Source organism: Microbacterium sp., from assembly GCF_052102115.1.
In the GTDB taxonomy this organism is placed as follows: domain Bacteria; phylum Actinomycetota; class Actinomycetes; order Actinomycetales; family Microbacteriaceae; genus Microbacterium.
In genome coordinates this window covers 12,934-39,651 of record NZ_JBQDVP010000017.1, presented here as the reverse complement: position 1 = coordinate 39,651, position 26,718 = coordinate 12,934, and the positions used below count along the sequence as shown (strand labels likewise).

Sequence of the window (26,718 nt, the reverse complement as noted above, 5' to 3'; positions counted from 1 at the left end):
CGCGCATGCCCGAAATCTGTTGACCGTGCGCCGATCCCCGTACGCTGGAGACGTGGAGCGCTCACTGGAGACGCAGGTCGACCTGGCCGTCGAGGCCTGGTTGCGCTGGGTGCCGCGCTGGGAGCCGGCGACCCACCGTGGTCGCGTCGCGCCCTGCCGCCGCTGTCTCGGTTCGCCCATCCTCTCTGCGGTCGGCATCGGGGCAGACGTCCCGCACGGTGTGCAGCACGGCCTTTCGACCCGCATAAAGACAGTCGTTGACCACGCTGTCGCCGCGTACACCGCGAAGAATCTGCCGATGCTGCAGGGCGAGCTGGACCAGCAGTCGGCCCGCAACCGTGCCCGCAGCTACCGGCCCTCCGAAGACCTCGATCCCGAGTACGAGGGCATGCCGCTTGACCCTGACCCGGTGCCCGGTGCGCCGTTCCTGTTCACGATCGCCGGACTCGCCGACGACGAGGCGACGGAGCTGCCGCCCCTGCCGCCGCTGTCCGATGAGGCGAAGGCCGCCCTCCGTCAGGAGGTCACTCTGGCCGACGAGTACGCCAACATGGTCGGCCGAGAGATCTGCGGGATGCTGCTGCGTCATCGCCTCGCGGTGCAGAACGCGATCTCGCAGTACGTCGAGCCGCAGATCGAGGCTCTGCTCGCCGAGCTCACCCAGGCGCTGGATTCGCCGTTCGACCCTGAGGTGCCGTAGCCGGCGAGTCCCGGCGCCCCCGGGCATTTGACCGCTTGCGTTACGCGGGATTACACTTGATCAGGTGTGTGCACGTCTTCGCGTGCCTGCACGCGGGCTCCGGTCCATACCGGTCTGCCCCCACGGCATACCCACCACACCAAAAGCACGTTCATTCGGGCGCGCCGGCGGGTCATGATGTGAAACCCATCACGCTGTCACCGTGCAGCACTATGAGGAGAGAACGTGCCAACCATTCAGCAGTTGGTTCGCAAGGGTCGCTCGCCCAAGGTCACCAAGACCAAGGCGCCGGCGCTCAAGTCGAACCCCCAGCAGGCCGGTGTCTGCACCCGTGTGTACACCACCACGCCGAAGAAGCCGAACTCGGCGATGCGCAAGGTCGCTCGTGTGAAGCTCCGCAACGGCACCGAGGTCACCGCCTACATCCCCGGTGAGGGGCACAACCTGCAGGAGCACTCGCTCGTGCTCGTCCGTGGCGGTCGTGTGAAGGACCTCCCCGGTGTGCGTTACAAGATCGTCCGCGGCGCCCTGGACACCCAGGCAGTCAAGAACCGTAAGCAGGCTCGTTCCCGCTACGGCGCGAAGAAGGGTTGAGTTAGATGCCTCGTAAGGGTCCCGCCCCCAAGCGCCCCGTCGTCAACGACCCGGTATACGGCGCGCCGATCGTCACCTCGCTGGTGAACAAGATCCTCGTCGACGGCAAGAAGTCGCTGGCCGAGTCGATCGTCTACGGCGCCCTCCGCGGCGTCGAGGCGAAGAACGGTCAGGATGCCGTCGCCACGCTCAAGAAGGCGCTCGACAACGTTCGCCCCACCCTCGAGGTCCGCAGCCGCCGCGTCGGTGGCTCGACCTACCAGGTGCCGGTCGAGGTCAAGCCGCACCGCGCGAACACGCTCGCGCTGCGCTGGCTCGTCAGTTACGCCAAGGGTCGTCGTGAGAAGACGATGACCGAGCGTCTCCAGAACGAGATCCTGGACGCATCGAACGGCCTGGGCGCTGCGGTCAAGCGCCGTGAGGACACTCACAAGATGGCCGAGTCGAACCGCGCGTTCGCTCACTACCGCTGGTAAACAGCTCTGCTCGCCCCCGCCTGTCGGGGGCGAGCACCCACTCTTCGCAGTTGCACTGCTAGACAGAAAAGGACACTCCTGTGGCACAAGACGTGCTCACCGACCTGAGCAAGGTCCGCAACATCGGCATCATGGCGCACATCGATGCTGGCAAGACCACCACGACCGAGCGCATCCTGTTCTACACGGGCGTCAACCACAAGCTCGGCGAGACGCACGACGGCGCGTCGACCACTGACTGGATGGAGCAGGAGAAGGAGCGCGGCATCACGATCACGTCTGCCGCCGTGACCTGCTTCTGGAACAACAACCAGATCAACATCATCGACACCCCCGGTCACGTCGACTTCACCGTCGAGGTGGAGCGCTCGCTCCGCGTGCTCGACGGTGCCGTTGCCGTCTTCGACGGCAAGGAGGGCGTCGAGCCCCAGTCCGAGACCGTGTGGCGTCAGGCCGACAAGTACGGCGTTCCGCGCATCTGCTTCGTCAACAAGATGGACAAGCTCGGTGCGGACTTCTACTTCACCGTCGACACCATCATCAACCGTCTGGGCGCCAAGCCGCTCGTGCTCCAGCTGCCGATCGGCTCCGAGAGCGAGTTCGTCGGTGTCATCGACCTCATCGAGATGCGCGCACTGGTCTGGGAGGGCGACTCCAAGGGTGACGTGACGATGGGCGCCTCCTACGAGGTGCGCGAGATCCCGGCAGACCTTCAGGAGAAGGCTGCCGAGTACCGTCAGCAGCTGCTGGAGACCGTCGCCGAGACCGACGACGTGCTGCTGGAGAAGTTCTTCGGTGGCGAGGAGCTCACGGTCGCCGAGGTCAAGGGCGCCATCCGCAAGCTGGTCGTCGCGAACGAGATCTATCCCGTGCTCTGCGGCTCTGCGTTCAAGAACCGCGGCGTTCAGCCGATGCTGGATGCTGTCGTCGACTACCTCCCCAACCCCCTCGACGTCGGTGCCATCGAGGCGCACGACCCGAAGGACGAGGAGAAGGTCATCGAGCGTCACCCCGACGCGAACGACCCGTTCTCGGCTCTCGCCTTCAAGGTCGCTGTGCACCCGTTCTTCGGTCGCCTGACCTACGTGCGCGTCTACTCGGGTCACCTCGACTCGGGCTCGGCCGTGATCAACTCGACCAAGGGCAAGAAGGAGCGCATCGGAAAGATCTTCCAGATGCACGCCAACAAGGAGAACCCGGTCGACTCGCTCACCGCGGGCAACATCTACGCCGTCATCGGCCTGAAGGACACCACTACCGGTGACACCCTCGCCGACCCGGCTGCCCCGGTCGTCCTCGAGTCGATGACGTTCCCGGAGCCGGTCATCGAGGTCGCCATCGAGCCGAAGACCAAGGCCGACCAGGAGAAGCTGGGTCTCGCGATCCAGAAGCTCGCCGAAGAGGACCCGACCTTCCGCACCGAGCTCAACCCCGAGACCGGTCAGACGACCATCAAGGGCATGGGTGAGCTGCACCTCGACATCCTCGTGGACCGCATGAAGCGCGAGTTCCGCGTCGAGGCGAACGTCGGAAAGCCCCAGGTGGCCTACCGCGAGACGATCAAGAAGATCGTCGAGAAGCACGACTACACCCACAAGAAGCAGACGGGTGGATCGGGCCAGTTCGCGAAGATCCAGTTCACCATCGAACCTCTCGAGGTCACGCCCGACAAGACGTACGAATTCGTCAACTCGGTCACCGGTGGACGCATCCCGCGCGAGTACATCGGCTCGATCGACGCCGGTTTCCAGGACGCGATGAACGTCGGCGTGCTCGCCGGCTACCCGATGGTGGGCGTCAAGGCGACCATCGTCGACGGTGCGGCGCACGACGTCGACTCGTCGGAGATGGCGTTCAAGATCGCCGGCTCCATCGGTTTCAAGGAGGCCGCGCGCCGCGCGAACCCCGTACTGCTCGAGCCGCTGATGGCCGTTGAGGTGCGTACGCCCGAGGAGTACATGGGCGACGTCATCGGCGACCTGAACTCGCGTCGTGGCCAGATCCAGTCGATGGAAGATGCCACCGGCATCAAGATCGTCCGCGCATCTGTGCCGCTGTCCGAAATGTTCGGCTACATCGGCGACCTGCGGTCGAAGACTTCCGGTCGTGCGGTGTACTCGATGGAGTTCGACTCGTACGCCGAGGTCCCACGGGCCGTCGCAGACGAGATCATCCAGAAGACCAAGGGCGAATAAGCCCTTCGCCCGACCGGCCTCCTTCGCCGGAGGCCGGTCGGACAACACACAACTTCACAAAGCTCTCTCTACTAAACTGAGAATCAAACCCCGTAGCGAACCGGTCACAATCCAGTGCCCGGCAATCTCTACACGAACGTCCTGAGGAGGACCCAGTGGCCAAGGCCAAGTTCGAGCGGACCAAGCCGCACGTCAACATCGGAACGATCGGTCACGTTGACCACGGCAAGACGACACTGTCCGCAGCCATCTCCAAGGTGCTCGCCGACAAGTACCCGTCTGACACCAACGTTAAGCGTGACTTCGCGACCATCGACTCGGCGCCGGAAGAGCGTCAGCGTGGTATCACGATCAACATCTCGCACATCGAGTACGAGACCCCCAAGCGCCACTACGCGCACGTTGACGCCCCGGGTCACGCCGACTACGTCAAGAACATGATCACCGGTGCCGCTCAGATGGACGGCGCGATCCTCGTGGTCGCCGCCACCGACGGCCCGATGGCTCAGACCCGCGAGCACGTTCTGCTCGCCAAGCAGGTCGGCGTGCCGTACCTGCTTGCCGCGCTGAACAAGTCCGACATGGTCGAAGATGAGGAGATCCTGGAGCTCGTCGAGCTCGAGGTCCGTGAGCTGCTTGCAGGTCAGGGCTTCGACGAGGAAGCTCCCGTCATCAAGGTCTCGGCGCTGAAGGCGCTCGAGGGCGACGAGAAGTGGGTCAACTCGATCCTCGAGCTCATGGAAGCTGTCGACAACAGCGTTCCGGACCCGGAGCGCGACCGCGACAAGCCGTTCCTCATGCCTGTTGAGGACGTCTTCACGATCACCGGTCGTGGCACGGTCGTCACCGGCCGCGCCGAGCGTGGCACGCTCGCCATCAACTCCGAGGTCGAGATCGTCGGCATCCGCGCGACGCAGAAGACCACGGTCACGGGTATCGAGATGTTCCACAAGCAGCTCGACGAGGCATGGGCCGGCGAGAACTGTGGTCTGCTGCTCCGTGGCCTCAAGCGTGAGGACGTCGAGCGCGGCCAGGTTGTTGTGAAGCCCGGTTCGGTTACGCCGCACACGGACTTCGAGGGCACCGCGTACATCCTCTCCAAGGACGAGGGTGGCCGTCACAACCCGTTCTACACGAACTACCGCCCGCAGTTCTACTTCCGCACCACCGACGTCACCGGCGTCATCTCGCTGCCCGAGGGCACCGAGATGGTCATGCCCGGCGACACCACCGACATGTCGGTCGAGCTGATCCAGCCGATCGCCATGGAAGAGGGCCTCGGCTTCGCCATCCGTGAGGGTGGACGCACCGTGGGCGCCGGTACGGTCACGAAGATCAACAAGTAAGTTCTCTTACTGCAGCACAGGGGTCGGGCCTTCGGGCCCGGCCCCTGTGTCGTGTGTCAGGGATGCGCCGCCTTCGCTGTGCCCACGCGGAATCCGACCGCGACACGCCCGGGTTTGCGTAAGTGAAATCGGGCATGGCAGAATAGACAAGTTCAACATTCCGGTGGCGCGCACGGCGCATCCAGCGGATCACTGTCAGGGCAGTGCATAGACGGCATCCAATTCTCCCGAAGAGCAGGATGCAGGGTTCTAGGCCGCGGGCAGCAGAACATCACCACCACCTCCTCTACCAGGAGGTTCTGCCGTGCGCTCAGGCGTGCGGGTTGACAGAAGAACAGCGGTGCGCAGATCGGGATTCCGATCGAGTGCCTGGCGTGAACAGCGCCGACGTGCGTCCAATGCCCCTGGGTCACCCGATCCAGGCCGGTAAGACGCTTTAAAGAGAGTGAGCAGACAATGGCGGGACAGAAGATCCGCATTCGCCTGAAGTCGTATGACCATGAGGTCATCGACACGTCGGCGCGCAAGATCGTCGACACCGTGACCCGTGCGGGCGCGACTGTCGTCGGCCCCGTGCCGCTTCCGACCGAGAAGAACGTCGTGTGCGTCATCCGGTCGCCCCACAAGTACAAGGACAGCCGCGAGCACTTCGAGATGCGCACCCACAAGCGTCTGATCGACATCGTCGACCCGACGCCGAAGGCTGTCGACTCGCTGATGCGCCTCGACCTCCCGGCCGACGTCAACATCGAGATCAAGCTGTAAGGGGTCCCGGCATGGTTGACATCAATTCAAAGGTTTCCAAGGGGATGCTGGGCACCAAGCTCGGCATGACCCAGGTGTGGAGCGCGGACGGCAAGCTCGTCCCCGTCACCGTCATCGAACTGGCACCCAACGTGGTCACTCAGGTGCGCACGCCCGAGAAGGACGGCTACAACGCCGTTCAGATCGCTGCCGGTCAGATCGACCCCCGCAAGGTGAACAAGCCCCTCACGGCTCACTTCGAGGCCGCCGGCGTCACTCCGCGCCGCCACGTCACCGAGATCCGCACGGCGGATGCTGCTGACTACTCACTCGGTCAGGAGATCACGGTGGAGGGCCTGTTCGAGGCCGGCCAGTTGGTCGACGTCGTCGGCACCAGCAAGGGCAAGGGCACCGCGGGTGTCATGAAGCGCCACAACTTCAAGGGCGTCTCGGCATCGCACGGTGCACACCGCAACCACCGCAAGCCCGGCTCGATCGGCGCATCGTCGACCCCGAGCCGCGTCTTCAAGGGCATGCGCATGGCCGGCCGTATGGGTGGCGAGCGCGTGACCATCCTCAACCTGACGGTGCACGGCATCGACGCCGAGAAGGGACTGCTGCTCGTCAAGGGCGCCGTTCCCGGTGCTCGCGGCCGCATCGTCTACGTCCGCAACGCAGTGAAGGGGGCCTAGTCCATGGCTGACTCGACTCTCGCGCTCGACGTCCTCAAGGTCGACGGCAAGAAGGCCGGCTCCATCGAGCTGCCCGCCGCGCTCTTCGACGTCAAGACGAACATCCCGCTCATCCACCAGGTCGTCGTCGCGCAGCGCGCGGCGGCTCGCCAGGGCACCCACTCGACCAAGCGTCGTGGCGAGGTCTCCGGCGCCGGCCGCAAGCCCTTCAAGCAGAAGGGCACCGGTAACGCCCGTCAGGGCTCGATCCGCGCGCCGCACATGACCGGCGGTGGCATCGTCCACGGCCCGAAGCCGCGCGACTACTCGCAGCGCACCCCCAAGAAGATGATCGCCGCCGCCCTGCTGGGTGCGCTCAGCGACCGTTTCCGCGGTGAGCGCCTGCACGCCGTCGAGTCGTTCGGCATCGACGGGGCACCTTCTACGAAGGCCGCCGCATCGTTCCTCGCGACTGTCGCGACGTCGAAGAACATCCTCGTCGTGACCGAGCGCAATGACGAGCTGAGCATCAAGAGCATCCGGAACCTCCGGAACCTCCACGTGATCAGCTTCGACCAGCTCAACGCGTACGACGTTCTCGTCGCCGACGACATCGTCTTCACCCAGGCCGCTCTCGAGGGCTTCATCGCCTCGAAGACCGGCGCAACCGAGGAGGTCTCGGCATGACCGAGCAGAAGGGCGCCCTTCAGACGGCGTTCAACAAAGACCCCCGCGACATCGTCCTGAAGCCGGTCGTCTCTGAGAAGAGCTACTCGCTGATCGACGAGGGCAAGTACACCTTCCTCGTCGACCCGCGCGCGTCGAAGACCGAGATCAAGCTCGCCATCGAGAAGATCTTCGATGTCAAGGTCGCGTCGGTCAATACGATCAATCGCGTCGGCAAGGCCCGTCGCACCCGCTTCGGCACCGGCAAGCGCAAGGACACCAAGCGCGCCATCGTGGCCCTGAAGTCGGGCACCATCGACATCTTCACGGCAATCGGCTGATCCGGGGGATAAAGGACAATCATGGCTATTCGCAAGTACAAGCCCACGACCCCGGGTCGTCGCGGTTCGTCGGTGGCCGACTTCGCTGAGATCACTCGATCGACGCCGGAGAAGTCGCTGCTGCGCCCGATCTCGAAGACCGGTGGTCGCAACAACCAGGGCCGCATCACGACCCGTCACATCGGTGGTGGCCACAAGCGCCAGTACCGCGTCATCGACTTCCGTCGCAATGACAAGGACGGCGTCAACGCCAAGGTCGCTCACATCGAGTACGACCCCAACCGCACCGCGCGCATCGCGCTGCTGCACTACTTCGACGGCGAGAAGCGCTACATCCTCGCTCCGAACAAGCTGAAGCAGGGCGACGTCGTCGAGAATGGCGCATCGGCTGACATCAAGCCGGGCAACAACCTGCCGCTGAAGAACATCCCGACCGGTACGGTGATCCACGCGATCGAGCTCCGCCCCGGTGGCGGTGCGAAGCTCGCCCGCTCGGCCGGAGCATCCGTTCGTCTCGTCGCCAAGGACGGCCCCTACGCGCAGCTCCGTCTGCCCTCGGGTGAGATCCGCAACGTCGACGCACGCTGCCGCGCCACTATCGGCGAGGTCGGCAACGCCGAGCAGTCGAACATCAACTGGGGCAAGGCCGGCCGCAACCGCTGGAAGGGCATCCGCCCGACCGTCCGCGGTGTCGCCATGAACCCGATCGACCACCCGCACGGTGGTGGTGAGGGCAAGACGTCCGGTGGCCGTCACCCCGTCACCCCCTGGGGTCAGGCTGAGGGTCGTACCCGTCACCCGAACAAGGAAAGCGACAAGTACATCGTGCGTCGTCGCACCGCCGGCAAGAAGCGCAAGTAGGAGTAGAAGAAGATGCCACGGAGTCTCAAGAAGGGCCCCTTCGTCGACGAGCACCTGCTTCGCAAGGTCGTCGTGCAGAACGAAGCCGGTTCCAAGAACGTCATCAAGACCTGGTCCCGTCGGTCCATGATCATCCCGGCCATGCTGGGGCACACGATCGCGGTCCACGACGGTCGCAAGCACATCCCTGTGTTTGTCACCGAGACCATGGTCGGTCACAAGCTGGGCGAGTTCGCGCCCACCCGCACCTTCCGCGGCCACGAGAAGGACGACAAGAAGGGCCGTCGCCGCTGACGCGGGGACGATAGAGGAGAGAGAAATGGTGGAGTCCATCGCACGCGTGCGACACATCCGCGTGACCCCTCAGAAGGCTCGTCGTGTCGTCGCGCTCATCAAGGGCAAGCAGGCCCAGGAAGCTCTGGCGATCCTCAAGTTCGCTCAGCAGAGCGCCAGTGAGCCGATCTACAAGCTTGTCGCGTCGGCCATGGCCAACGCGCAGGTGAAGGCGGATCGCGACAACGAGTACCTCGATGAGCAGGACCTGTACGTGGCAAACGCGTACGTCGACGAGGGCACGACGCTCAAGCGTTTCCGCCCCCGCGCTCAGGGTCGCGCTTTCCAGATCAAGAAGCGCACGAGCCACATCACGGTCGTGCTCTCGACGCCCGAGGTCGCTGCTGCGGCCGAAGGTGACAGCAAGAAGAAGGCGAGCAAGTAATGGGCCAGAAGATTAACCCGTACGGCTTCCGCCTGGGCATCACCACGGACCACGTGTCCCGGTGGTTCTCGGACTCGACGAAGCCGGGTCAGCGCTACGCCGACTACGTGGCCGAGGACGTCAAGATCCGCGGCCTGCTGAAGAAGCAGCTCGACCGCGCCGGCGTCTCGAACATCGAGATCGAACGCACCCGTGACCGCGTCCGCGTCGACATCCACACCGCCCGTCCGGGCATCGTGATCGGTCGTCGTGGTGCCGAGGCCGAGCGCATTCGCGGCGACCTCGAGAAGCTCACCGGTAAGCAGATTCAGCTGAACATCCTCGAGGTCAAGAACCCCGAGGCCGACGCTCAGCTCGTCGCGCAGGGCATCGCCGAGCAGCTCTCTGCTCGCGTGGCGTTCCGCCGTGCGATGCGCAAGGGTCTGCAGGGCGCACAGCGCGCCGGCGCCAAGGGCATCCGTATTCAGGTCTCCGGCCGCCTCGGCGGCGCGGAGATGAGCCGTTCCGAGTTCTACCGCGAAGGCCGTGTGCCGCTGCACACCCTGCGCGCGAACATCGACTACGGCTTCTACGAGGCACGCACTACCTTCGGCCGCATCGGCGTGAAGGTCTGGATCTACAAGGGCGACCTCACCAACAAGGAGCTCGCTCGCGAGCAGGCCAACCAGAAGCCTTCGCGCGACCGGGGCGGCGACCGCCGTCGTGGACCGCGCAACGAGGCCCCTGTTGCAGAAGGAGCGTCGGCATAATGCTCATCCCCCGTAAGGTCAAGTTCCGCAAGCAGCACCACCCGGGTCGCTCGGGTCAGGCTACCGGCGGCACGAAGGTCTCCTTCGGCGAGTACGGCATCCAGGCTCTGACCCCCGCTTACGTGACCAACCGTCAGATCGAGGCAGCTCGTATCGCCATGACGCGTCACATCAAGCGCGGTGGAAAGGTGTGGATCAACATCTACCCCGACCGTCCGCTCACGAAGAAGCCTGCCGAGACCCGCATGGGTTCCGGTAAGGGCTCCCCGGAGTGGTGGGTCGCAAACGTCAAGCCGGGTCGCGTCCTCTTCGAGGTCGCCGGTGTCAGCGAGGAACTCGCTCGCGAGGCACTGACCCGGGCCATTCACAAGCTGCCCCTTAAGGCACGCATCATCAAGCGCGAGGAGGGCGACGCGTAATGGCGATCGGCACCAAGGAGCTCGCTCCGGCAGAGCTCGACACGTTCGAAGACCAGCGCCTCGTCGAGGAGCTGCGAAAGGCCAAGGAGGAGCTGTTCAACCTCCGCTTCCAGTCGGCCACAGGCCAGCTGGAGAGCCACGGCCGCATCCGCGCCGTCAAGCGCGACATCGCTCGCCTCTACACGGTGATCCGCGAGCGCGAGCTGGGCATTCGTGCCACGCCCGCGCCCGTCGAGGCCCCGGCCAAGAAGGCGTCCAAGTCGAAGGCGAAGAAGACCGAGGATGCCTCGGCTGACGCCGAAGGGAAGGCTGAGTAATGGCCACCAAGAAGGAAGCGGAAGCCCCCGTCTCGCACGATGTGCGTGACGAGAACGCTCGCGGTTACCGCAAGACGCAGCGCGGCTACGTCGTCAGCGACAAGATGGACAAGACCATCGTCGTCGAGGTCGAGGACCGCGTGAAGCACGCACTGTACGGCAAGGTCATCCGTCGCACGGAGAAGCGCAAGGTGCACGACGAGACCAACTCGGCGGGCATCGGCGACCTCGTCATCATCAGCGAGACCCGTCCGCTCAGCGCCACCAAGCGCTGGCGTCTGGTCGAGATCGTCGAAAAGGCCAAGTAAGCCGCCGGCTTGCTTAAGGAGTAATAGTGATTCAGCAGGAATCCCGCCTCAAGGTCGCCGATAACACCGGCGCGAAGGAGCTGCTCACGATCCGTGTTCTCGGTGGTTCGCGCCGCCGTTACGCCGGTCTGGGTGACACCATCGTCGCCACCGTCAAGGACGCGATCCCGGGCGGCAACGTGAAGAAGGGCGATGTCGTCAAGGCTGTCATCGTCCGCACAGTGAAGTCGGTCCGTCGTCCGGACGGCTCGTACATCAAGTTCGACGAGAACGCCGCCGTGATCCTGAAGACCGACGGGGAGCCTCGCGGCACCCGCATCTTCGGCCCGGTCGGCCGTGAGCTTCGTGACAAGAGGTTCATGAAGATCGTCTCGCTCGCCCCGGAGGTTATCTGATCATGGCGAACATCAAGAAGGGTGACCTGGTTCAGGTCATCTCGGGCGCCAAGCCCGAGCGCGGCGGCGACCGCGGCAAGCAGGGCAAGGTCCTCGATGTCCTTGCCGAGCAGAACCGCGTCATCGTCGAAGGCGTGAACTACGTCACCAAGCACACCCGCGTCGGTCAGACGCAGCGTGGCACCAAGACGGGCGGCATCGAGACCCTCGAGGCTCCCATCCACATCTCCAACGTCGCACTCGTCGACCCCGAAACCAAGAAGCCGACCCGTGTCGGCCACCGGGTCGAGGAGCAGACCAAGGATGGCGTCAAGCGCACCGTCCGCGTGCGCTACGCGAAGAAGTCAGGTAAGGACCTCTGATGAGCACCGACACTGCCGCGCAGGCTGGCAAGATCCAGCCGCGCCTCAAGCAGAAGTACAAGGCCGAGATCCAGCAGAAGATGCGGGACGAGTTCGGCTACGAGAACGTGATGCAGATTCCCGGCCTCGTCAAGGTCGTCGTCAACACCGGTGTCGGTGAAGCGGCTCGCGACAGCAAGGTGATCGACGGCGCGATCGAAGATCTCACCAAGATCACCGGTCAGAAGCCGATCGTCACGAAGGCCCGCAAGTCCATCGCGCAGTTCAAGCTGCGTGAGGGCCAGGCCATCGGCGCGCACGTCACCCTCCGCGGAGACCGTGCATGGGAGTTCATCGACCGCCTGGTCTCGCTCGCCCTGCCCCGCATCCGCGACTTCCGCGGCCTGTCGTCCAAGCAGTTCGACGGCCACGGCAACTACACCTTTGGTCTCCAGGAGCAGAGCGTTTTCCACGAGATCGATCAGGACAAGATCGACCGCGTCCGCGGCTTCGACATCACCGTGGTCACCACGGCGAAGACGGATGACGAGGGCCGGGCACTGCTCCGTCACCTCGGCTTCCCGTTCCAGGCCGAAGACGCCAAGGCGTGATCGTCTGCGGCCGGGGTGCGGTGGCGCCCCGGCCGCGACATACAATTGAAAATCCGTGCTCATCGAAGGTCGGCGTCTGTGTAACGGGCGTCGAAACCTCGTGATCGAAAGAAGAACACCATGACAATGACAGACCCGGTCGCAGACATGCTGACCCGTCTGCGCAACGCGAACTCGGCTCACCACGAGACCGTGTCGCTGCCGTCGAGCAAACTCAAGACCCACATCGCCGACATCCTCCAGCAGGAGGGTTACATCTCCGGCTACGAGATCACCGACGCTCGCGTCGGGCAGAGCCTCACGCTTCAGCTGAAGTACGGCCCCAACCGTGAGCGTTCGATCGCGGGCATCAAGCGCGTGTCGAAGCCCGGTCTTCGCGTCTACGCGAAGTCCACGGAGCTCCCCAACGTCCTGGGTGGCCTGGGCGTTGCCATCCTGTCCACCTCCTCCGGTCTTCTCACCGACCGTCAGGCCGAGCAGAAGGGCGTGGGCGGAGAAGTTCTCGCCTACGTGTGGTAATTCGAAATGTCGCGTATCGGACGTCTTCCCATCGACATCCCCGCGGGCGTGACCATCTCGGTCGACGGTCGTGCGGTGGCGGTGAAGGGCCCCAAGGGGGAACTCTCCCTGTCTGTGGCCAGTCCCATCGAGGTCGCGGTCGAGGACAACCAGGTGGTTGTCACCCGTCCCGACGACGAGCGTGAGTCGCGGTCGCTCCACGGCCTGACCCGCACGCTCATCAACAACAACATCATCGGCGTCACCCAGGGCTACACCAAGGGCCTCGAGGTCGTCGGCACCGGTTACCGCGTGCAGCAGAAGGGCAGCTCGATCGAGTTCGCCCTCGGCTTCTCGCACCCGGTTCTGATCGACCCTCCTGCTGGCATCACCCTGACGGTGGAAGGCAACAACAAGGTCACCGTGAGTGGCATCGACAAGCAGGCCGTCGGTGAGGCAGCTGCCAACATCCGCAAGATCCGCAGGCCCGAGCCGTACAAGGGCAAGGGTGTGCGCTACGCCGGCGAGAACGTGCGTCGCAAGGCCGGAAAGGCTGGTAAGTAACCATGGCTGTGAAGTCGAAGTCCGACGCCCGTTCGCGGCGTCACGCCCGTCTTCGCAAGAAGATCGTCGGCACCGAGGTGCGTCCGCGCCTCGTCGTAAATCGTTCGGCTCGCCACGTCTTCGTCCAGCTGGTCGACGACAGCAAGGGCCGCACCGTCGCCTCGGCATCCACGCTCGAGACCGAGCTGCGCTCGTTCGACGGTGACAAGACCGCCAAGGCCCGCAAGGTCGGCGAGCTCGTCGCCGAGCGCGCGAAGGCTGCCGGTGTCAGCGAGGTCGTTTTCGACCGCGGTGGCAACCGCTACGCCGGTCGCGTCGCGGCCATCGCCGACGGCGCCCGCGAAGGGGGGCTGGCACTGTGAGTGACAACAAGGAGAACGAAGTGACCACCGAGCAGCCCGCTGCTGAGAACGCTCCGGTCGAGACCGCAGCGTCCACCGAGCAGCCGCAGCGCGACGACCGTCAGGGCCGCCGCGGTGGCCGTGACCGCAACCAGGGTGGTCGTGACCGCAACTCCCGTGATCGCGGCGACAACCAGTTCCTGGAGCGCGTCGTCACTATCAACCGCGTCTCGAAGGTCGTGAAGGGTGGTCGTCGCTTCAGCTTCACCGCCCTCGTGGTCGTCGGTGACGGCAACGGCCTGGTCGGCGTCGGATACGGCAAGGCCCGCGAGGTGCCCCTGGCCATCTCCAAGGGTGTCGAAGAGGCCAAGCGGAACTTCTTCCGCGTGCCCCGCGTCGGCAACACCATCCCGCACCCGGTGCAGGGCGAGGCCGCTGCCGGCGTCGTGCTGCTGCGTCCGGCCGCTGCCGGTACCGGTGTTATCGCCGGTGGTCCTGTGCGCGCCGTGCTCGAGTGCGCCGGTGTCCACGATGTCCTCTCGAAGTCGCTCGGCTCGTCGAACACGATCAACATCGTGCACGCGACGGTCGAGGCTCTGCAGGGCCTCGAAGAGCCTCGCGCTGTCGCGGCTCGTCGCGGTCTCGAGTACGACGCCGTCGTTCCGGGCATCATCATCCGCAACGAGGCCAAGGCCGCCGCTGCGGCCGCCGCGAAGGTAGGTGCCTGATGGCCGCCCGTCTGAAGGTGACCCAGATCAAGTCCAAGGTGAGCGAGAAGCAGAACCAGCGCGACACGCTGCGCAGCCTCGGTCTCAAGCGCATCGGTGACGCCACCGTGCGCCCTGACGACGCGCAGACGCGCGGTTACGTCAAGACCGTCGCCCACCTCGTCAAGGTTGAGGAGATCGACTAATGGCTGAGAAGAACGAAGCCGTCGAGGAGAAGGCCGCCAAGGCCCCTGCCAAGAAGGCCGCCACCACCAAGGCTGCTGCTGAGAAGAAGCCCGCTGCGAAGAAGGCGCCTGCCAAGGCCGCTGCCGACGCGAAGGCACCTACGGCTGAGGCAGCCAAGAAGCCGGCCGCCAAGAAGGCTGCGCCGAAGGCAGAGGCTGAGGCCTCCCGTCCGGGAGTGCTCAAGGTCCACCACCTGCGTCCCGTCCCCGGCGCCAACACCGCGAAGACCCGTGTCGGTCGCGGTGAGGCGTCGAAGGGCAAGACCGCTGGTCGCGGCACCAAGGGCACCAAGGCCCGCAACACCGTTCGCGTCGGCTTCGAGGGTGGGCAGATGCCTCTGCACATGCGCACCCCGAAGCTGCGCGGGTTCAAGAACCCGTTCCGGGTCGAGTACCAGGTCGTGAACCTGGCCAAGCTCGCGGAACTGTACCCCTCCGGTGGCGACGTCACCGTCGGCGATCTGGTCGCCAAGGGTGCGGTTCGCAAGAACGAGAAGGTCAAGGTCCTCGGCAACGGTGACATCGATGTGAAGCTCACCGTCACGGTCGACAAGGTCTCGGGTTCTGCCGAGCAGAAGATCGTGGCTGCTGGCGGCACCGTCAAGTAATCGCATCGGAGAGGGGTCGGATCTATCCGGCCCCTCTCCTGCGTTACGCTGGTCTTTCGGCCGTCCGTCGCGGATCGGCATCCCTTTTTGGAGGAACGCCCTTGTTTAGCGCTATCGCGCGGATCTTCCGCACGCCTGACCTGCGTCGGAAGATCGGATTCACGCTGGCGATCATCGCCATCTACCGGCTCGGCTCTCATGTCCCTGCTCCGTTCGTGCATTTCCCGAACGTTGAGGAGTGTCTGCGTCTGAATGCAGGTACCGAAGGACTGCTGAGCCTGGTCAACCTGTTCTCCGGCGGCGCGCTGCTCCAGCTGTCGATCTTCGCGCTGGGCGTCATGCCCTATATCACCGCGACGATCATCACTCAGCTGCTGCGCGTGGTCATCCCGCATTTCGAGGCGCTGCACAAGGAAGGTCAGGCCGGCCAGGCCCGCCTGACCCAGTACACGCGCTACCTCACCATCGCGCTCGCGCTGCTGCAGTCGACGACTCTCGTGACGGTGGCGCGCAGCGGTCAGCTGTTCGGTACCACTGACATCGCCGCGTGTCAGCAGCTGCTGACCAACGACGTGTGGTGGGCGCAGCTGCTCATCGTCATCGCGATGACCGCCGGCTGTGGCCTGATCATGTGGTTCGCCGAGCTCGTCACCGAGCGCGGCATCGGCAACGGCATGTCGCTGCTCATCTTCACGTCGATCGCGGCGACCTTCCCGGCCGCCATGTGGACGATCTTCGAGACCAACGGCTTCGAAGTGTTCTTGCTGGTGCTCGCCGTCGGTGTCATCGTCACCGGACTCGTGGTCTTCGTGGAACAGTCTCAGAGACGTGTCCCGGTGCAGTACGCCAAACGCATGGTCGGTCGGCGAACGTACGGCGGAACGAACACGTACATCCCGATCAAGGTGAACATGGCCGGTGTGATCCCGATCATCTTCGCCTCGTCGCTGCTGTACATTCCGATGCTCATCGCGCAGTTCAACACTCCGCAGGACGGCACCGAGCCCGCAGCCTGGGTGGTCTGGGTCTCGCAGTACTTCACCACCGGCGATCACCCGCTGTACATGGCGGCGTACTTCCTGCTGATCATCGGGTTCGCTTACTTCTACGTCGCGATCACCTTCAACCCCGTTGAGGTCGCCGACAACATGAAGAAGTACGGCGGGTTCATTCCCGGCATCCGTGCTGGCCGTCCGACGGCCGAGTACCTGGACTTCGTGATCACCCGCATCACGTTCCCCGGTTCGATCTATCTCGGCCTGATCGCGCTCATCCCGCTGATCGCGCTCGCGACCGTCGGTGCCAACCAGAACTTCCCGTTCGGTGGCGCGTCGATCCTCATCATCGTCGGTGTGGGTCTCGAGACCGTCAAGCAGATCGATGCGCAGCTCCAGCAGCGTCACTACGAAGGGCTTCTCCGTTGACAGCAGCATCCGCAGCACGAATTCTCATCGTCGGCCCGCAGGGTTCCGGCAAGGGCACGCAGGGCGTGCGCGTGGCAGAGGGCTTCGGCATTCCGGTGGTCTCGACCGGTGACATCTTCCGCGCCAACATCAAGGGCGGAACCGAGCTCGGCCGCAAGGTCAGTGACATCACCGCGCGCGGAGACCTCGTGCCGGATGAGCTGACCAGCGAGATCGTGCGCGATCGCCTGTCGCAGGACGACGCGGCGAGCGGCTTCCTGCTGGACGGCTACCCCCGCAACGTCGCGCAGGTCGGCCACCTCGACGAGTTCCTCAGCGGCCGCGACGAGGCTCTGGATGCCGTCATCCTGCTCGATGTCCCGCGCGAAGAGAGCATCGCCCGCCTGAAGCTTCGTGCTGACGAGCAGGGCCGTTCGGACGACACCGAAGAGGGCATCGCGCACCGCCTCGACATCTACGAGAACGAGACCGCACCGATCCTCGCCGTCTACGGTGAGCGCGGCATCGTCGATCGCATCGACGGCGTGGGCTCTCTTGACGAGATCACCGAGCGCATCCGGTCGGCGCTGAGCGCGCGCGGCCTGACTCTCGCCGCCTGACGTGTTCCGCCGCTCGATCTACAAGACGCCCGCCCAGCTGCGGGCGATGATCGAACCAGGTTTCATAACGGCGGCGTCGCTGGATGCCGCGGGCGCGGCGATTCGGGCGGGCGCTACCACCGCCGATGTGGATGCTGCGGCCTCTGCCACCGTGGTCGCACGCGGGGCTGAGTCGAACTTCAAGCTCGTGCGCGGCTATCACCACACGACGTGCATCTCGGTGAACGAGCAGGTTGTCCACGGCATCCCGGGGTCACGCGTCCTGGAGCCGGGTGACATCGTGTCGGTGGACAGCGGGGCGCAGTTCCGGGGCTGGAACGGCGACAGCGCGCGGACCTTCATCGTGCCGGATCCCGAGCGGACCGAAATGATCGCCCGGCGCGAGGAGCTCTCGCGGGCGACCGAGCGCTCGATGTGGGCCGGGATCGCGGCGATGGCATCCGTCTCTCACATCGGTGAGATCGGCGCGGCAATTCAGGAGCACCTCGAGGCGAACCCGCCCTCTGCCGGCGGGGACTGGGGCATCCTCCGTGAGTACGTGGGGCACGGCATCGGCCGCAAGATGCATGAGGCACCGAGCGTGTTCAACTACCGCACGCCCGACCCCGGTGCCGAGGTCAAGCCGGGGCTCGTGCTCGCGATCGAGCCGATGGTGACTGCTGGCTCCGAGCAGACGCTGATCGAGGAAGACGACTGGACCATTTCGACCGTCGACGGTTCGGACGGCTCCCACTGGGAGCACAGTGTCGCCCTCCACGCCGATGGCATCTGGGTCCTCACCGCGCCCGACGGCGGCGCCGCGGGCTTGGCCCCCTGGGGTATCACCCCCACTCCTCCCGCCTGACGTTCCCTCCGCTTTTCTCCCCGCGGAGGGGTAGGGGATAGGGGGGAGAAAGGCTCACAAGCTGGGCATAGGATTCCACGGGAAGATTGGATGTACCCCTTGCCCGGACCCGCTCACAGCGCGGGTCTTGAGAGAACGGAAGAGCATGGCCGCTGCTGCCAAGAGCAACACCAACTGGTTCGCGATCGGAATCTCGATCGCCGTCGTCGTGGTCCTCGTGGCCCTCGGCGGGCTTGTGGTCTTCCTCAACAGCCAGGCGAGCGCGCCCGGCACCGCACCCGACAGTGCGATCGTCAACGAGGAGACCGGTGCCATCACCATCGGCGAAGGCGACACAGAGGTCGACACGTTCGTCGACTTCATGTGCCCCATCTGCAGCGACTTCGAGGATGCATACGGCGGTGCGCTGCAGGATGCCGCGGCTGCTGACGAGATCACCCTGAACCTGCACCCCATCTCGATCCTGGACCGGTACTCGCAGAACACCGAGTTCTCCACCCGCGCCGCCGCATCCGTGTACTGCGTCGCGGCGGAGTCGCCGGATGCGACGGTGGACTACTTCAACCTGCTCTTCGAGAACCAGCCGGCCGAGAACAGCACGGGACTGACAGACGACGAGCTCGCTGCCTTCGCCGAGCAGGCCGGAGCCGGCTCCGCAGCCGAGTGCATCGCCGACGGCACCTACAAGCGCTTCGTCACCTCGCAGACGAACGAGCACGAGATCCAGGGCACACCGACCGTCGAGATCGACGGGGAGCGTATCGAGAACTCCGAACTCGATGCCCGCCTCGGCGAAATCGTCGGCTGATTGCACTAGTGCTGGCGGGCCGCCCGCCCGGAGCGGCCCGCCAGCGTACACCCCGAGTTGCCGGAGGGCCTCGGAGCAGATAAGATAGACCGTTGGTGCCTTGCGCCCGGTTTCGGTGTGTCTATCCGGCGCGGCACCACAATCATCCATCCACCGCAGATCGACCGGTCTGCAGAAGCGTCAGCGAGGCTATGGCTAAGAAAGACGGTGTCATCGAGATCGAGGGCGTGATCTCCGAGGCTCTGCCCAACGCGATGTTCCGCGTTGAGCTCAGCAACGGGCACAAGGTCCTGGCAACGATCTCTGGCAAGATGCGGCAGAACTACATCCGCATCATTCCCGAGGACCGCGTGGTCGTGGAGCTCAGCCCCTACGACCTCACCCGCGGCCGCATCGTCTACCGCTACCGCTGATCGGTCGAGAAGTAACACCCCAGGCTCCGCCTGCCCGGTGAAGACAGCGAACAGGAAACATCATGAAGGTCAAGCCCAGCGTCAAGCCCATCTGCGACAACTGCAAGGTGATTCGCCGTCACGGCCGCGTCATGGTGATCTGCAAGAGCAACCCGCGCCACAAGCAGCGCCAGGGCTGATCGACCAGATCTGACACACAACTCAATACATACAGGCAGGGTGAAGACGTCGCGCGAACGACTGACACCTCGGGAAAGAGGCCCGGGTCCACATCCTGCTCCACACCTCTACGCATCCCAGGAGATACCGCATGGCACGTCTTGCCGGCGTTGACATCCCGCGCGATAAGCGCGTGGTGATCGCCCTCACCTACATCTACGGCGTCGGCCGTACCCGCTCCGTCGAGATCCTCAAGGCGACCGAGATCGACGAGTCGATCCGCGTCAAGGACCTCACCGACGACCAGCTCATCGCACTCCGCGACCACATCGAAGGCAACTTCAAGGTGGAGGGTGACCTGCGCCGCGAGGTCGCCGCAGACATCCGCCGCAAGGTCGAGATCGGCTCGTACGAGGGCATCCGCCACCGTCGCGGCCTTCCGGTGCGCGGTCAGCGCACCAAGACCAACGCCCGCACCCGCAAGGGCCCGAAGCGCACCGTCGCCGGCAAGAAGAAGGCCCGCTAAGCAGCGGCCAGGGAATAGGAGAAAACTTTCATGGCTGCACCTAAGGCCGCCGCGCGCAAGCCGCGCCGCAAGGAGAAGAAGAACATCGCGCTGGGCCAGGCCCACATCAAGTCGACGTTCAACAACACCATCGTTTCGATCACCGACCCGTCCGGCGCTGTCATCAGCTGGGCATCGTCCGGTGGCGTGGGCTTCAAGGGCTCGCGCAAGTCGACCCCCTACGCCGCAGGCATGGCCGCAGAGTCGGCTGCCCGTCAGGCTCAGGAGCACGGCGTCAAGAAGGTCGACGTCTTCGTGAAGGGACCGGGCTCCGGTCGCGAGACCGCGATCCGTTCGCTGACGGCCGCTGGCCTCGAGGTCGGTTCGATCCAGGACGTCACCCCGCAGGCACACAACGGCTGCCGCCCGCCGAAGCGTCGCCGCGTCTGATCCGGTGCTGCGAGGGATGCGTCACGCATCCCTCGCTCCGCCCGTTACGGGCACTGACTTTCACAACTCAAGACCTCACCCACCACATGTCATATAGCGGGCATGTGATCGAAAGGAACACAGAGTGCTCATTGCACAGCGTCCCACACTGACCGAGGAAAAGATCGCCGAGGACCGGAGCCGGTTCATCGTCGAGCCGCTCGAGCCCGGCTTCGGATACACCATCGGAAACGCGCTGCGTCGCAGCCTGCTCTCGTCGATTCCCGGCGCTGCTGTCACCAGCATCCGCATCGATGGCGTCCTGCACGAGTTCAGCACCATTCCCGGTGTGAAGGAGGATGTCACTGAGATCATCCTCAACATCAAGCAGCTGGTTGTCTCGTCCGAGCGCGACGAGCCCATCACGGCGTACCTGCGCAAGACCGGTTCCGGTGAAGTGACCGCCGCTGACATCTCGGCTCCGGCCGGTGTCGAGGTGCACAACCCCGAGTTGGTCATCGCGACGCTCAACGACACGGCGAAGTTCGAACTCGAGCTCACCATCGAGCGTGGCCGCGGCTACGTTTCGGCGACGCAGAACCGCAACGAGTATGCCGAGGCCGGGCAGATCCCCGTCGACTCGATCTACTCGCCGGTTCTCAAGGTCAGCTACCGCGTCGAGGCGACTCGTGCCGGTGAGCGCACCGACTTCGACAAACTCATCCTGGATGTCGAGACGAAGAACTCGATCCTCCCGCGTGACGCTGTCGCATCGGCCGCGAAGACCCTGACCGAGCTGTTCGGCCTCGCCCGCGAGCTGAACGTCGAGGCCGAGGGCATCGAGATCGGCCCGGCGCCGGTCGAGCCCGTTCTCTCCAGCGAGCTGTCGATGCCGATCGAGGACCTCGACCTGTCGGTCCGTTCCTACAACTGCCTCAAGCGCGAGGGCATCAACACGGTGTCCGAGCTCGTGGCGCTGTCGGAGACGCAGCTCATGAACATCCGCAACTTCGGCCAGAAGTCGGTCGACGAGGTGCGCGACAAGCTCATCTCGCTCGGACTGTCGCTCAAGGATTCGGTACCCGGTTTCGACGGGGCCCACTTCTACGGCGCAGGCGAAGACGAGTCCTTCTGACCTTCCCGATTATCTGACCAGGAGTTAGACGAATATGCCTAAGCCCAATAAGGGACCCCGCCTCGGAGGCGGCCCCGCCCACGAGCGCCTGCTGCTTGCCAACCTGGCATCGGCTCTGTTCACCCACAAGTCGATCACGACGACCGAGACGAAGGCCAAGCGCCTGCGTCCGGTTGCCGAGCGGCTGGTCACCTTCGCCAAGCGCGGAGACCTGCACGCACGTCGCCGCGTGCTCTCGATCCTCGGCAACAAAGAGGTCGTGCACGTCCTCTTCGCTGAGATCGCACCCCTGGTCGCCGAGCGTGAGGGCGGCTACACCCGCATCACGAAGATCGGCAACCGCAAGGGCGACAACGCCCCGATGGCCGTGATCGAGCTCGTCCTCGAGCCCGTCACCCCGAAGGCGAAGAAAACTGCCGCCCCGAAGACCGAGAAGGCTGCGGCTGCTCCGAAGGCTGACAAGGCCGACGAGAAGCCGGTCGAGGACGCTGCTGACGCCGGCGCCGAGTCGCAGGAGGAGGGGGCTGCCGCTGAGGCGGTCGCCGCCGCTGCGGTCGCCGACGGCGGCTTCGGCGAGGACTCCGCCGCTCCTCTCGAGGACGGCGCCGCACCCGAGGGCTTCGACATCAAGGGCAACAAGGACTCCATGAAGTTCCACCGCCCGGACGGCCAGTGGTACGAGCAGACCGTCGCTGAGGTCTGGTTCCGCACCGCCGAGGCTGCTGAGGCCGCTGGCTTCGAAGAGGCCGGCAAGTAAGCGCACGTCGTTCGAAGCCCGTCATCCCGCACAGGGATGGCGGGCTTCGTCGTCTCGGCGCAAGAGACGCGCCCCGATCGGAGTAGGGTGGATGCCGTGCAGAGGCTGACACGTTGATGATGACGGAACCGACTCGAACTTTCCGCACACCACGCGCCTATCTGACCTTCGTCGTCATCGGCCTGATCGCGGGCCTGCTGTCGGGACTGTTCGGCGTAGGCGGCGGAACGGTCATCGTCCCCCTCCTCGTGCTGATGCTCAGTTTCGACCAGCGTCTGGCTGCCGGCACGTCTCTCGCGGCGATCGTGCCCACAGCGAGCGTCGGAGTCATCTCGTACGCACTCCACGGGTCGGTGGCCTGGATCACGGCGCTCATCCTCGCCGCCGGTGCCGTCGTCGGCGCACAGGTCGGCACGCGCCTACTGCCGCGCATCTCACAGAGCGCGCTGCGGTGGGGGTTCATCGGGTTTCTGCTGGTCGTGATCGTGAGCCTGTTCCTCGTGATTCCCGCGCGTGATGCGGTCTTCGAGCTGGGCTGGATAAACGGTGCAGCTCTCGCGTTGGTCGGTGTCGGAACGGGCATCATTGCCGGCCTCATCGGCGTCGGCGGTGGTGTCGTCATCGTGCCCGTGCTTATGCTCGCGTTCGGCACCAGCGACCTCGAGGCCAAGGGAACGTCGCTGCTGATGATGATCCCTACCGCGATCTCGGGGACGATCGGCAACCTCCGCCACCGCAACGTCGACCTGCTCGCCGCGGTCATCATCGGCGTCGCGGCCTGCACGACGACCGCTCTGGGAGCGTGGCTTGCCACCCTCATCGACCCGTTCGCCGGGAACATTCTCTTCGCCGCGTATCTCGCGTTCATTGCGATCCAGATGGCGATCAAAGCGTTGCGCAGTCGGCGCCGCTGAGCCTGGGTCGTGCCGCACCAGGCAGCAGCGAGGTCACGGCATCCGCTCGGTAGACTTGTCCGGTGCCTGTGAACAACGAACTGATCGGCCGGGAGTTCCCGCCGACACCGCCGTACCTGGTCGGCCGCGAGAAGGTGCGCGAGTTCGCCCGCGCCGTGTTCGCCGACGCTCCGCTGCACACTGACGTCGAAGCCGCTCGCGCGCTCGGCTACGCCGACGTCGTCGCACCGCCGACGTTCGCCATGGTCATCCAAGACCTCACGCTCCAGCAGCTGCTCTCCGAGCCCGACTCGGGGATCGTGCTGGCTCGCACTATCCATGCCGAGCAGAAGTTCAGCTACTCCAAGCCGATCGTCGCCGGTGACGAGCTCACCGGGCAGATGAAGGTCACCGGCATCCGCATGATGGCCGGAAACGCCATGATCACCAGTGCGGCCGAGATCGCCGATGCCGCGGGTGACCACGTCGTCACCGCGACCAGCATGCTGCTGGTGGGCTCGGAAGAGGGGGAGGGCGACGCATGAGCTACACCGTCGGAGACGTGATCGCCGAGCGCACCGTCCACCTCACCCGGGAATCCCTCGTCCGCTACGCCGGGGCTTCCGGAGACTTCAACCCGATCCACTACCGCGACGACGTCGCCGCATCCGTCGGTCTTCCGGGCGTGCTCGCCCACGGGATGCTGACGATGGGACTCGCCTCGTCCGTGGTCGTCTCCGCCCTCGGCGACTCCGCGAAGATCACCGAGTACGGCGTGCGGTTCACCCGCCCCGTCGTCGTCGACCCCGACAACGGTGCCGACGTCTCGGTGCTCGCGAAGGTCGGCGCGGTCGATGAGACCTCGGCGCGCATCGACCTCACCGTCAAGGCGGCTGACACGACGGTGCTCGTCAAGGCGCAGCTGCGCGTCGCGCTCTGATGGCCGAGATCACGCCGATCCCGCTCGCGGAGCTCACGACTCTGCGCACCGGCGCTGCCCCGGAGCGGATGCTGGATGCCACGACCGCAGACGAACTCGTCCAGACGCTGCGCGAGGTGTGGCAGGGCCTGGACGAATGGTTCGTGCTCGGCGGCGGATCGAACTTGTTCGTCGGCGATGAGCCGTTCGAGGGCACGGTCATCCGGGTTCTCACAACCGGCATCGAGCGTTTGCCGTCGCCGCATGAGGGGCGTGTTCGGCTGCGGGTGCAGGCGGGACACAACTGGGACGACCTCGTCGCCTACGCCGTCGAGCACGGTCTCGCCGGCATCGAGGCGATGAGCGGCATTCCCGGTACCGTCGGCGCCGCACCTGTGCAGAACGTCGGCGCCTACGGGCAGGAGATCCAAGAGACTCTGGTCGAGGTCGAGCTGATCGACGAGTCCACCGGCGAGGTTTCCACGGTTCCGGCATCCGAACTGGGGCTGGGGTTTCGCACCTCCGTCCTCAAACACCACTACGGCGGAGTCCCGATTCGGCGGGCGGTGATCCTGTCGGTGACGCTCGACCTCGCCGAGGTCGGCGACGCAGGCCGCGCGATCAGTGGCGAGCAGCTCCGTCGTGCACTCGGACTCACCGACGACGAGCCGATCCGGCTCGCTGCGGTACGCGAGCAGGTGCTCGCGATCCGTGCGGCGAAGGGGATGCTGTTGAACTCCGACGACCCCGACACCAGCAGTGCGGGCTCGTTCTTCCAGAACCTCATCGTGTCGGAGGCCGTCGCAGCGCAACTGCCGCCGAAGTGCCCGCGGTGGCCCGTGCAGCCTGATCGTGATGTCGCGACGGTCATTCCGCTCGAGTCCTACGACGGGCAGGTGCCGGTGACCCCGGCGGTGCGCCGAGAGGTCAAGGTCAGCGCCGCCTGGCTCATCGAGAACGCCGGGATCTCGAAGGGGTTCCGCCTGCCGCGCTCACGTGCGGGAATATCGAGCAAGCACGCCCTGGCGCTCACGAACCGCGGAAATGCGAGCGGCGCAGAACTTGCCGAGCTCGCGCGCTACATCCAGGCGCGGGTGCACTCCGAGTTCGGACTGCTGCTGCAGCCCGAGCCCGTCCTGGTGGCCGTCGAGCTCTAGGCGAAGAGGTGCTGGAGACGCTGGATGCCCTCGAGCAGTTGGTCGTCGCCGAGCGCGTACGACAGGCGCAGGTAGCCGGACGGACCGAAGGCCTCGCCGGGAACGACGGCGACCTCGGCCTCATCGAGAATGAGATCGGCGAGCTCCAGCGACGTCGTGGGAGTCTTGCCCGCCCACGTCTTCCCGAGCAGCCCCTGCACGTCCGGGTAGACGTAGAAGGCTCCGAGCGGGTTCGGCACCCGGATGCCGTCGATCTTCGACAGCTCCGACACGATGAGTTTCCGGCGGCGGTCGAAGGCATCACGGAAGGCCTGCGCTTCGGTCTGCGGGCCGTTGAGAGCGGCGACCGCCGCACGCTGTGCGATGTTGTTGACGTTGCTCGTCAGATGGGACTGCAGGTTTCCGGCGACCTTGATGGCGTCTGCGGGCCCGACCATCCAGCCCACGCGCCAACCGGTCATGGCGTAGGTCTTGGCGACGCCGTTGACGAGGATCGTCTGGGCCGCAGCATCCGGCACGGCCTCGACGATCGAGGTGGCCTTCACGCCCTCGTAGGTGAGGTTCTGGTAGATCTCGTCCGAAATGATCCAGATGCCGTGCTCGACCGCCCACTCTCCGATCGCCCGGGTCTCTTCGGCCGTGTAGACCGAGCCGGTCGGATTCGAGGGAGAGACGAAGACGAGCACGGTGGTGCGCTCGGTGCGCGCGGCCTCGAGCTGGTCGACGGTGACCTTGTAGTCCTGGTCGGCGCCGGCGAAGACCTCGACGGGCGTGCCGTCGGCGAGACGAATCGCCTCGGGGTAGGTCGTCCAATACGGCGCGGGCAGCAGCACCTCATCGCCGGGGTTCACGACCGCCTGGAACGCCTGGTACACGGACTGCTTGCCGCCGTTGGTGACGATTACCTGGGACGGTGCCACTTCGAGGCCCGAGTCGCGCAGGGTCTTCGCGGCGACCGCCTCGCGCAGCGCCGGCAGGCCGGGCGCGGGGGTGTAGCGGAAGTTCGCCGGGTCCTGCAGAGCCTCGGCCGCAGCATCCACGATGAACTGCGGCGTCGAGAAGTCGGGCTCACCGGCGGCGTAGGAGATGACGGGCTTGCCTTCGGCCTTCAACGCCTTGGCCTTGGCGTCGACCTTGAGCGTTGCCGATTCGGCGATGGCGGACAATTTGCGAGAGAGGGGAGCGCGTTCAGTCACACCTCAGATGGTACTCGGGTGCGTCGGCGCGTGTCAGAATCGATCGCCGTTGACACTCAGTTTCA

Annotated in this window: 40 protein-coding genes; 39 read left to right on the top strand and 1 reads right to left on the bottom strand. The window is 65.3% G+C overall.

Features of this window, described 5'->3' with window-relative positions:
- The first annotated feature begins 52 nt into the window (after positions 1-52).
- The 39 genes from ACTICP_RS07565 (at position 53) to ACTICP_RS07375 (ending at position 25,457) form a co-directional block, all read left to right on the top strand.
- Positions 53-700 (top strand): spermidine/putrescine ABC transporter substrate-binding protein, encoded by a 648-nt coding sequence (locus tag ACTICP_RS07565; protein WP_441891053.1) that lies wholly within the window; start codon positions 53-55, stop codon positions 698-700.
- A 225-nt stretch (positions 701-925) separates the two neighbouring features.
- Complete coding sequence (gene rpsL, locus ACTICP_RS07560; protein ID WP_017201609.1) at positions 926-1,294, top strand: 30S ribosomal protein S12; 369 nt, start codon at positions 926-928, stop codon at positions 1,292-1,294.
- Between the two features lie 5 nt (positions 1,295-1,299).
- Entirely contained in the window at positions 1,300-1,770 is a 471-nt protein-coding gene (gene rpsG, locus ACTICP_RS07555; protein ID WP_017201608.1) for a 30S ribosomal protein S7, read from the top strand.
- Positions 1,771-1,850: 80 nt separating this feature from the next.
- Entirely contained in the window at positions 1,851-3,965 is a 2,115-nt protein-coding gene (gene fusA / locus ACTICP_RS07550; RefSeq protein WP_441891050.1) for an elongation factor G, read from the top strand.
- A gap of 155 nt (positions 3,966-4,120) precedes the next feature.
- On the top strand, positions 4,121-5,311 hold the full coding sequence (gene tuf / locus ACTICP_RS07545) for an elongation factor Tu (RefSeq protein ID WP_441891048.1): 1,191 nt from the start codon (positions 4,121-4,123) through the stop codon (positions 5,309-5,311).
- 456 nt (positions 5,312-5,767) lie between these two features.
- Positions 5,768-6,076 (top strand): 30S ribosomal protein S10, encoded by a 309-nt coding sequence (gene rpsJ / locus ACTICP_RS07540; protein WP_017201594.1) that lies wholly within the window; start codon positions 5,768-5,770, stop codon positions 6,074-6,076.
- Positions 6,077-6,087: 11 nt separating this feature from the next.
- Positions 6,088-6,747, top strand: coding sequence for a 50S ribosomal protein L3 (gene rplC, locus ACTICP_RS07535; RefSeq protein WP_441891046.1), 660 nt, complete (start codon positions 6,088-6,090; stop codon positions 6,745-6,747).
- Positions 6,748-6,750: 3 nt separating this feature from the next.
- The gene (rplD, locus tag ACTICP_RS07530; RefSeq protein WP_441891044.1) at positions 6,751-7,413 is read left to right on the top strand and encodes a 50S ribosomal protein L4; all 663 of its coding nucleotides are present in this window, start codon (positions 6,751-6,753) and stop codon (positions 7,411-7,413) included.
- Positions 7,410-7,733 carry a 50S ribosomal protein L23 gene (gene rplW, locus ACTICP_RS07525; RefSeq protein ID WP_441838868.1) on the top strand — a complete coding sequence of 108 codons (324 nt, stop codon included), beginning with the start codon at positions 7,410-7,412 and terminating at the stop codon, positions 7,731-7,733. Before rplD ends, rplW begins: the two co-directional genes overlap by 4 nt.
- 21 nt (positions 7,734-7,754) lie before the next feature.
- A complete protein-coding gene (gene rplB / locus ACTICP_RS07520; protein ID WP_441891042.1) occupies positions 7,755-8,594 on the top strand; it encodes a 50S ribosomal protein L2 in 840 nt (279 codons plus the stop codon).
- Between the two features lie 12 nt (positions 8,595-8,606).
- On the top strand, positions 8,607-8,888 hold the full coding sequence (gene rpsS / locus ACTICP_RS07515; RefSeq protein ID WP_033106056.1) for a 30S ribosomal protein S19: 282 nt from the start codon (positions 8,607-8,609) through the stop codon (positions 8,886-8,888).
- 25 nt (positions 8,889-8,913) lie between these two features.
- A complete protein-coding gene (gene rplV, locus ACTICP_RS07510) occupies positions 8,914-9,312 on the top strand; it encodes a 50S ribosomal protein L22 (RefSeq protein ID WP_441891040.1) in 399 nt (132 codons plus the stop codon).
- Positions 9,312-10,061, top strand: a complete 750-nt coding sequence (rpsC, locus tag ACTICP_RS07505) for a 30S ribosomal protein S3 (protein WP_441891038.1) — start codon at positions 9,312-9,314, stop codon at positions 10,059-10,061. The genes rplV and rpsC overlap by 1 nt, the downstream gene beginning before the upstream one ends.
- Positions 10,061-10,480, top strand: a complete 420-nt coding sequence (gene rplP / locus ACTICP_RS07500) for a 50S ribosomal protein L16 (RefSeq protein ID WP_144792547.1) — start codon at positions 10,061-10,063, stop codon at positions 10,478-10,480. The genes rpsC and rplP overlap by 1 nt, the downstream gene beginning before the upstream one ends.
- On the top strand, positions 10,480-10,797 hold the full coding sequence (gene rpmC / locus ACTICP_RS07495) for a 50S ribosomal protein L29 (RefSeq protein ID WP_147037971.1): 318 nt from the start codon (positions 10,480-10,482) through the stop codon (positions 10,795-10,797). The genes rplP and rpmC overlap by 1 nt, the downstream gene beginning before the upstream one ends.
- Entirely contained in the window at positions 10,797-11,105 is a 309-nt protein-coding gene (gene rpsQ, locus ACTICP_RS07490) for a 30S ribosomal protein S17 (protein ID WP_441891036.1), read from the top strand. The genes rpmC and rpsQ overlap by 1 nt, the downstream gene beginning before the upstream one ends.
- Positions 11,106-11,131: 26 nt before the next feature.
- A complete protein-coding gene (gene rplN, locus ACTICP_RS07485) occupies positions 11,132-11,500 on the top strand; it encodes a 50S ribosomal protein L14 (RefSeq protein ID WP_441891034.1) in 369 nt (122 codons plus the stop codon).
- Between the two features lie 2 nt (positions 11,501-11,502).
- Positions 11,503-11,862 carry a 50S ribosomal protein L24 gene (gene rplX, locus ACTICP_RS07480; protein ID WP_441891032.1) on the top strand — a complete coding sequence of 120 codons (360 nt, stop codon included), beginning with the start codon at positions 11,503-11,505 and terminating at the stop codon, positions 11,860-11,862.
- Complete coding sequence (gene rplE, locus ACTICP_RS07475) at positions 11,862-12,452, top strand: 50S ribosomal protein L5 (protein ID WP_441891030.1); 591 nt, start codon at positions 11,862-11,864, stop codon at positions 12,450-12,452. Before rplX ends, rplE begins: the two co-directional genes overlap by 1 nt.
- Before the next feature lie 120 nt (positions 12,453-12,572).
- Positions 12,573-12,971, top strand: a complete 399-nt coding sequence (gene rpsH / locus ACTICP_RS07470; protein WP_441891028.1) for a 30S ribosomal protein S8 — start codon at positions 12,573-12,575, stop codon at positions 12,969-12,971.
- A gap of 6 nt (positions 12,972-12,977) precedes the next feature.
- Entirely contained in the window at positions 12,978-13,514 is a 537-nt protein-coding gene (gene rplF, locus ACTICP_RS07465; protein ID WP_441891026.1) for a 50S ribosomal protein L6, read from the top strand.
- A gap of 2 nt (positions 13,515-13,516) precedes the next feature.
- Positions 13,517-13,876, top strand: coding sequence for a 50S ribosomal protein L18 (gene rplR / locus ACTICP_RS07460; RefSeq protein ID WP_441891024.1), 360 nt, complete (start codon positions 13,517-13,519; stop codon positions 13,874-13,876).
- Positions 13,873-14,583, top strand: a complete 711-nt coding sequence (rpsE, locus tag ACTICP_RS07455; protein ID WP_441891022.1) for a 30S ribosomal protein S5 — start codon at positions 13,873-13,875, stop codon at positions 14,581-14,583. The genes rplR and rpsE overlap by 4 nt, the downstream gene beginning before the upstream one ends.
- Positions 14,583-14,768 (top strand): 50S ribosomal protein L30, encoded by a 186-nt coding sequence (gene rpmD, locus ACTICP_RS07450; protein WP_441891020.1) that lies wholly within the window; start codon positions 14,583-14,585, stop codon positions 14,766-14,768. The genes rpsE and rpmD overlap by 1 nt, the downstream gene beginning before the upstream one ends.
- Complete coding sequence (gene rplO / locus ACTICP_RS07445) at positions 14,768-15,415, top strand: 50S ribosomal protein L15 (protein WP_441891018.1); 648 nt, start codon at positions 14,768-14,770, stop codon at positions 15,413-15,415. The genes rpmD and rplO overlap by 1 nt, the downstream gene beginning before the upstream one ends.
- A gap of 101 nt (positions 15,416-15,516) precedes the next feature.
- Positions 15,517-16,839 (top strand): preprotein translocase subunit SecY, encoded by a 1,323-nt coding sequence (gene secY, locus ACTICP_RS07440; RefSeq protein WP_441891016.1) that lies wholly within the window; start codon positions 15,517-15,519, stop codon positions 16,837-16,839.
- On the top strand, positions 16,836-17,438 hold the full coding sequence (locus ACTICP_RS07435; protein ID WP_441891015.1) for an adenylate kinase: 603 nt from the start codon (positions 16,836-16,838) through the stop codon (positions 17,436-17,438). The genes secY and ACTICP_RS07435 overlap by 4 nt, the downstream gene beginning before the upstream one ends.
- A 1-nt stretch (position 17,439) precedes the next feature.
- Positions 17,440-18,282 (top strand): type I methionyl aminopeptidase, encoded by an 843-nt coding sequence (gene map, locus ACTICP_RS07430; protein WP_441891013.1) that lies wholly within the window; start codon positions 17,440-17,442, stop codon positions 18,280-18,282.
- 145 nt (positions 18,283-18,427) lie between these two features.
- Positions 18,428-19,090, top strand: a complete 663-nt coding sequence (locus ACTICP_RS07425; protein WP_441891011.1) for a DsbA family protein — start codon at positions 18,428-18,430, stop codon at positions 19,088-19,090.
- Between the two features lie 191 nt (positions 19,091-19,281).
- Positions 19,282-19,503 (top strand): translation initiation factor IF-1, encoded by a 222-nt coding sequence (gene infA, locus ACTICP_RS07420; RefSeq protein ID WP_017201569.1) that lies wholly within the window; start codon positions 19,282-19,284, stop codon positions 19,501-19,503.
- Positions 19,504-19,565: 62 nt separating this feature from the next.
- Positions 19,566-19,682, top strand: coding sequence for a 50S ribosomal protein L36 (gene rpmJ / locus ACTICP_RS07415; RefSeq protein WP_441891009.1), 117 nt, complete (start codon positions 19,566-19,568; stop codon positions 19,680-19,682).
- Positions 19,683-19,813: 131 nt separating this feature from the next.
- Positions 19,814-20,188 (top strand): 30S ribosomal protein S13, encoded by a 375-nt coding sequence (gene rpsM, locus ACTICP_RS07410; protein ID WP_441891007.1) that lies wholly within the window; start codon positions 19,814-19,816, stop codon positions 20,186-20,188.
- Positions 20,189-20,218: 30 nt separating this feature from the next.
- Positions 20,219-20,617, top strand: a complete 399-nt coding sequence (gene rpsK, locus ACTICP_RS07405) for a 30S ribosomal protein S11 (RefSeq protein WP_033106075.1) — start codon at positions 20,219-20,221, stop codon at positions 20,615-20,617.
- 124 nt (positions 20,618-20,741) lie between these two features.
- Positions 20,742-21,731 carry a DNA-directed RNA polymerase subunit alpha gene (locus ACTICP_RS07400; RefSeq protein ID WP_441891005.1) on the top strand — a complete coding sequence of 330 codons (990 nt, stop codon included), beginning with the start codon at positions 20,742-20,744 and terminating at the stop codon, positions 21,729-21,731.
- A 34-nt stretch (positions 21,732-21,765) separates the two neighbouring features.
- Entirely contained in the window at positions 21,766-22,488 is a 723-nt protein-coding gene (gene rplQ, locus ACTICP_RS07395) for a 50S ribosomal protein L17, sunset domain variant (protein WP_441891003.1), read from the top strand.
- Between the two features lie 119 nt (positions 22,489-22,607).
- Entirely contained in the window at positions 22,608-23,402 is a 795-nt protein-coding gene (locus ACTICP_RS07390) for a sulfite exporter TauE/SafE family protein (protein WP_441891001.1), read from the top strand.
- 62 nt (positions 23,403-23,464) lie between these two features.
- The gene (locus ACTICP_RS07385) at positions 23,465-23,926 is read left to right on the top strand and encodes an FAS1-like dehydratase domain-containing protein (RefSeq protein ID WP_441890999.1); all 462 of its coding nucleotides are present in this window, start codon (positions 23,465-23,467) and stop codon (positions 23,924-23,926) included.
- Positions 23,923-24,321 (top strand): MaoC/PaaZ C-terminal domain-containing protein, encoded by a 399-nt coding sequence (locus ACTICP_RS07380; RefSeq protein ID WP_441890997.1) that lies wholly within the window; start codon positions 23,923-23,925, stop codon positions 24,319-24,321. The genes ACTICP_RS07385 and ACTICP_RS07380 overlap by 4 nt, the downstream gene beginning before the upstream one ends.
- A complete protein-coding gene (locus ACTICP_RS07375) occupies positions 24,321-25,457 on the top strand; it encodes a UDP-N-acetylmuramate dehydrogenase (protein WP_441890995.1) in 1,137 nt (378 codons plus the stop codon). The genes ACTICP_RS07380 and ACTICP_RS07375 overlap by 1 nt, the downstream gene beginning before the upstream one ends.
- Here ACTICP_RS07375 and ACTICP_RS07370 read toward each other — a convergent pair.
- A complete protein-coding gene (locus tag ACTICP_RS07370) occupies positions 25,454-26,653 on the bottom strand; it encodes a pyridoxal phosphate-dependent aminotransferase (protein WP_441890994.1) in 1,200 nt (399 codons plus the stop codon). The genes ACTICP_RS07375 and ACTICP_RS07370 overlap by 4 nt on opposite strands.
- Positions 26,654-26,718 lie beyond the last annotated feature (65 nt).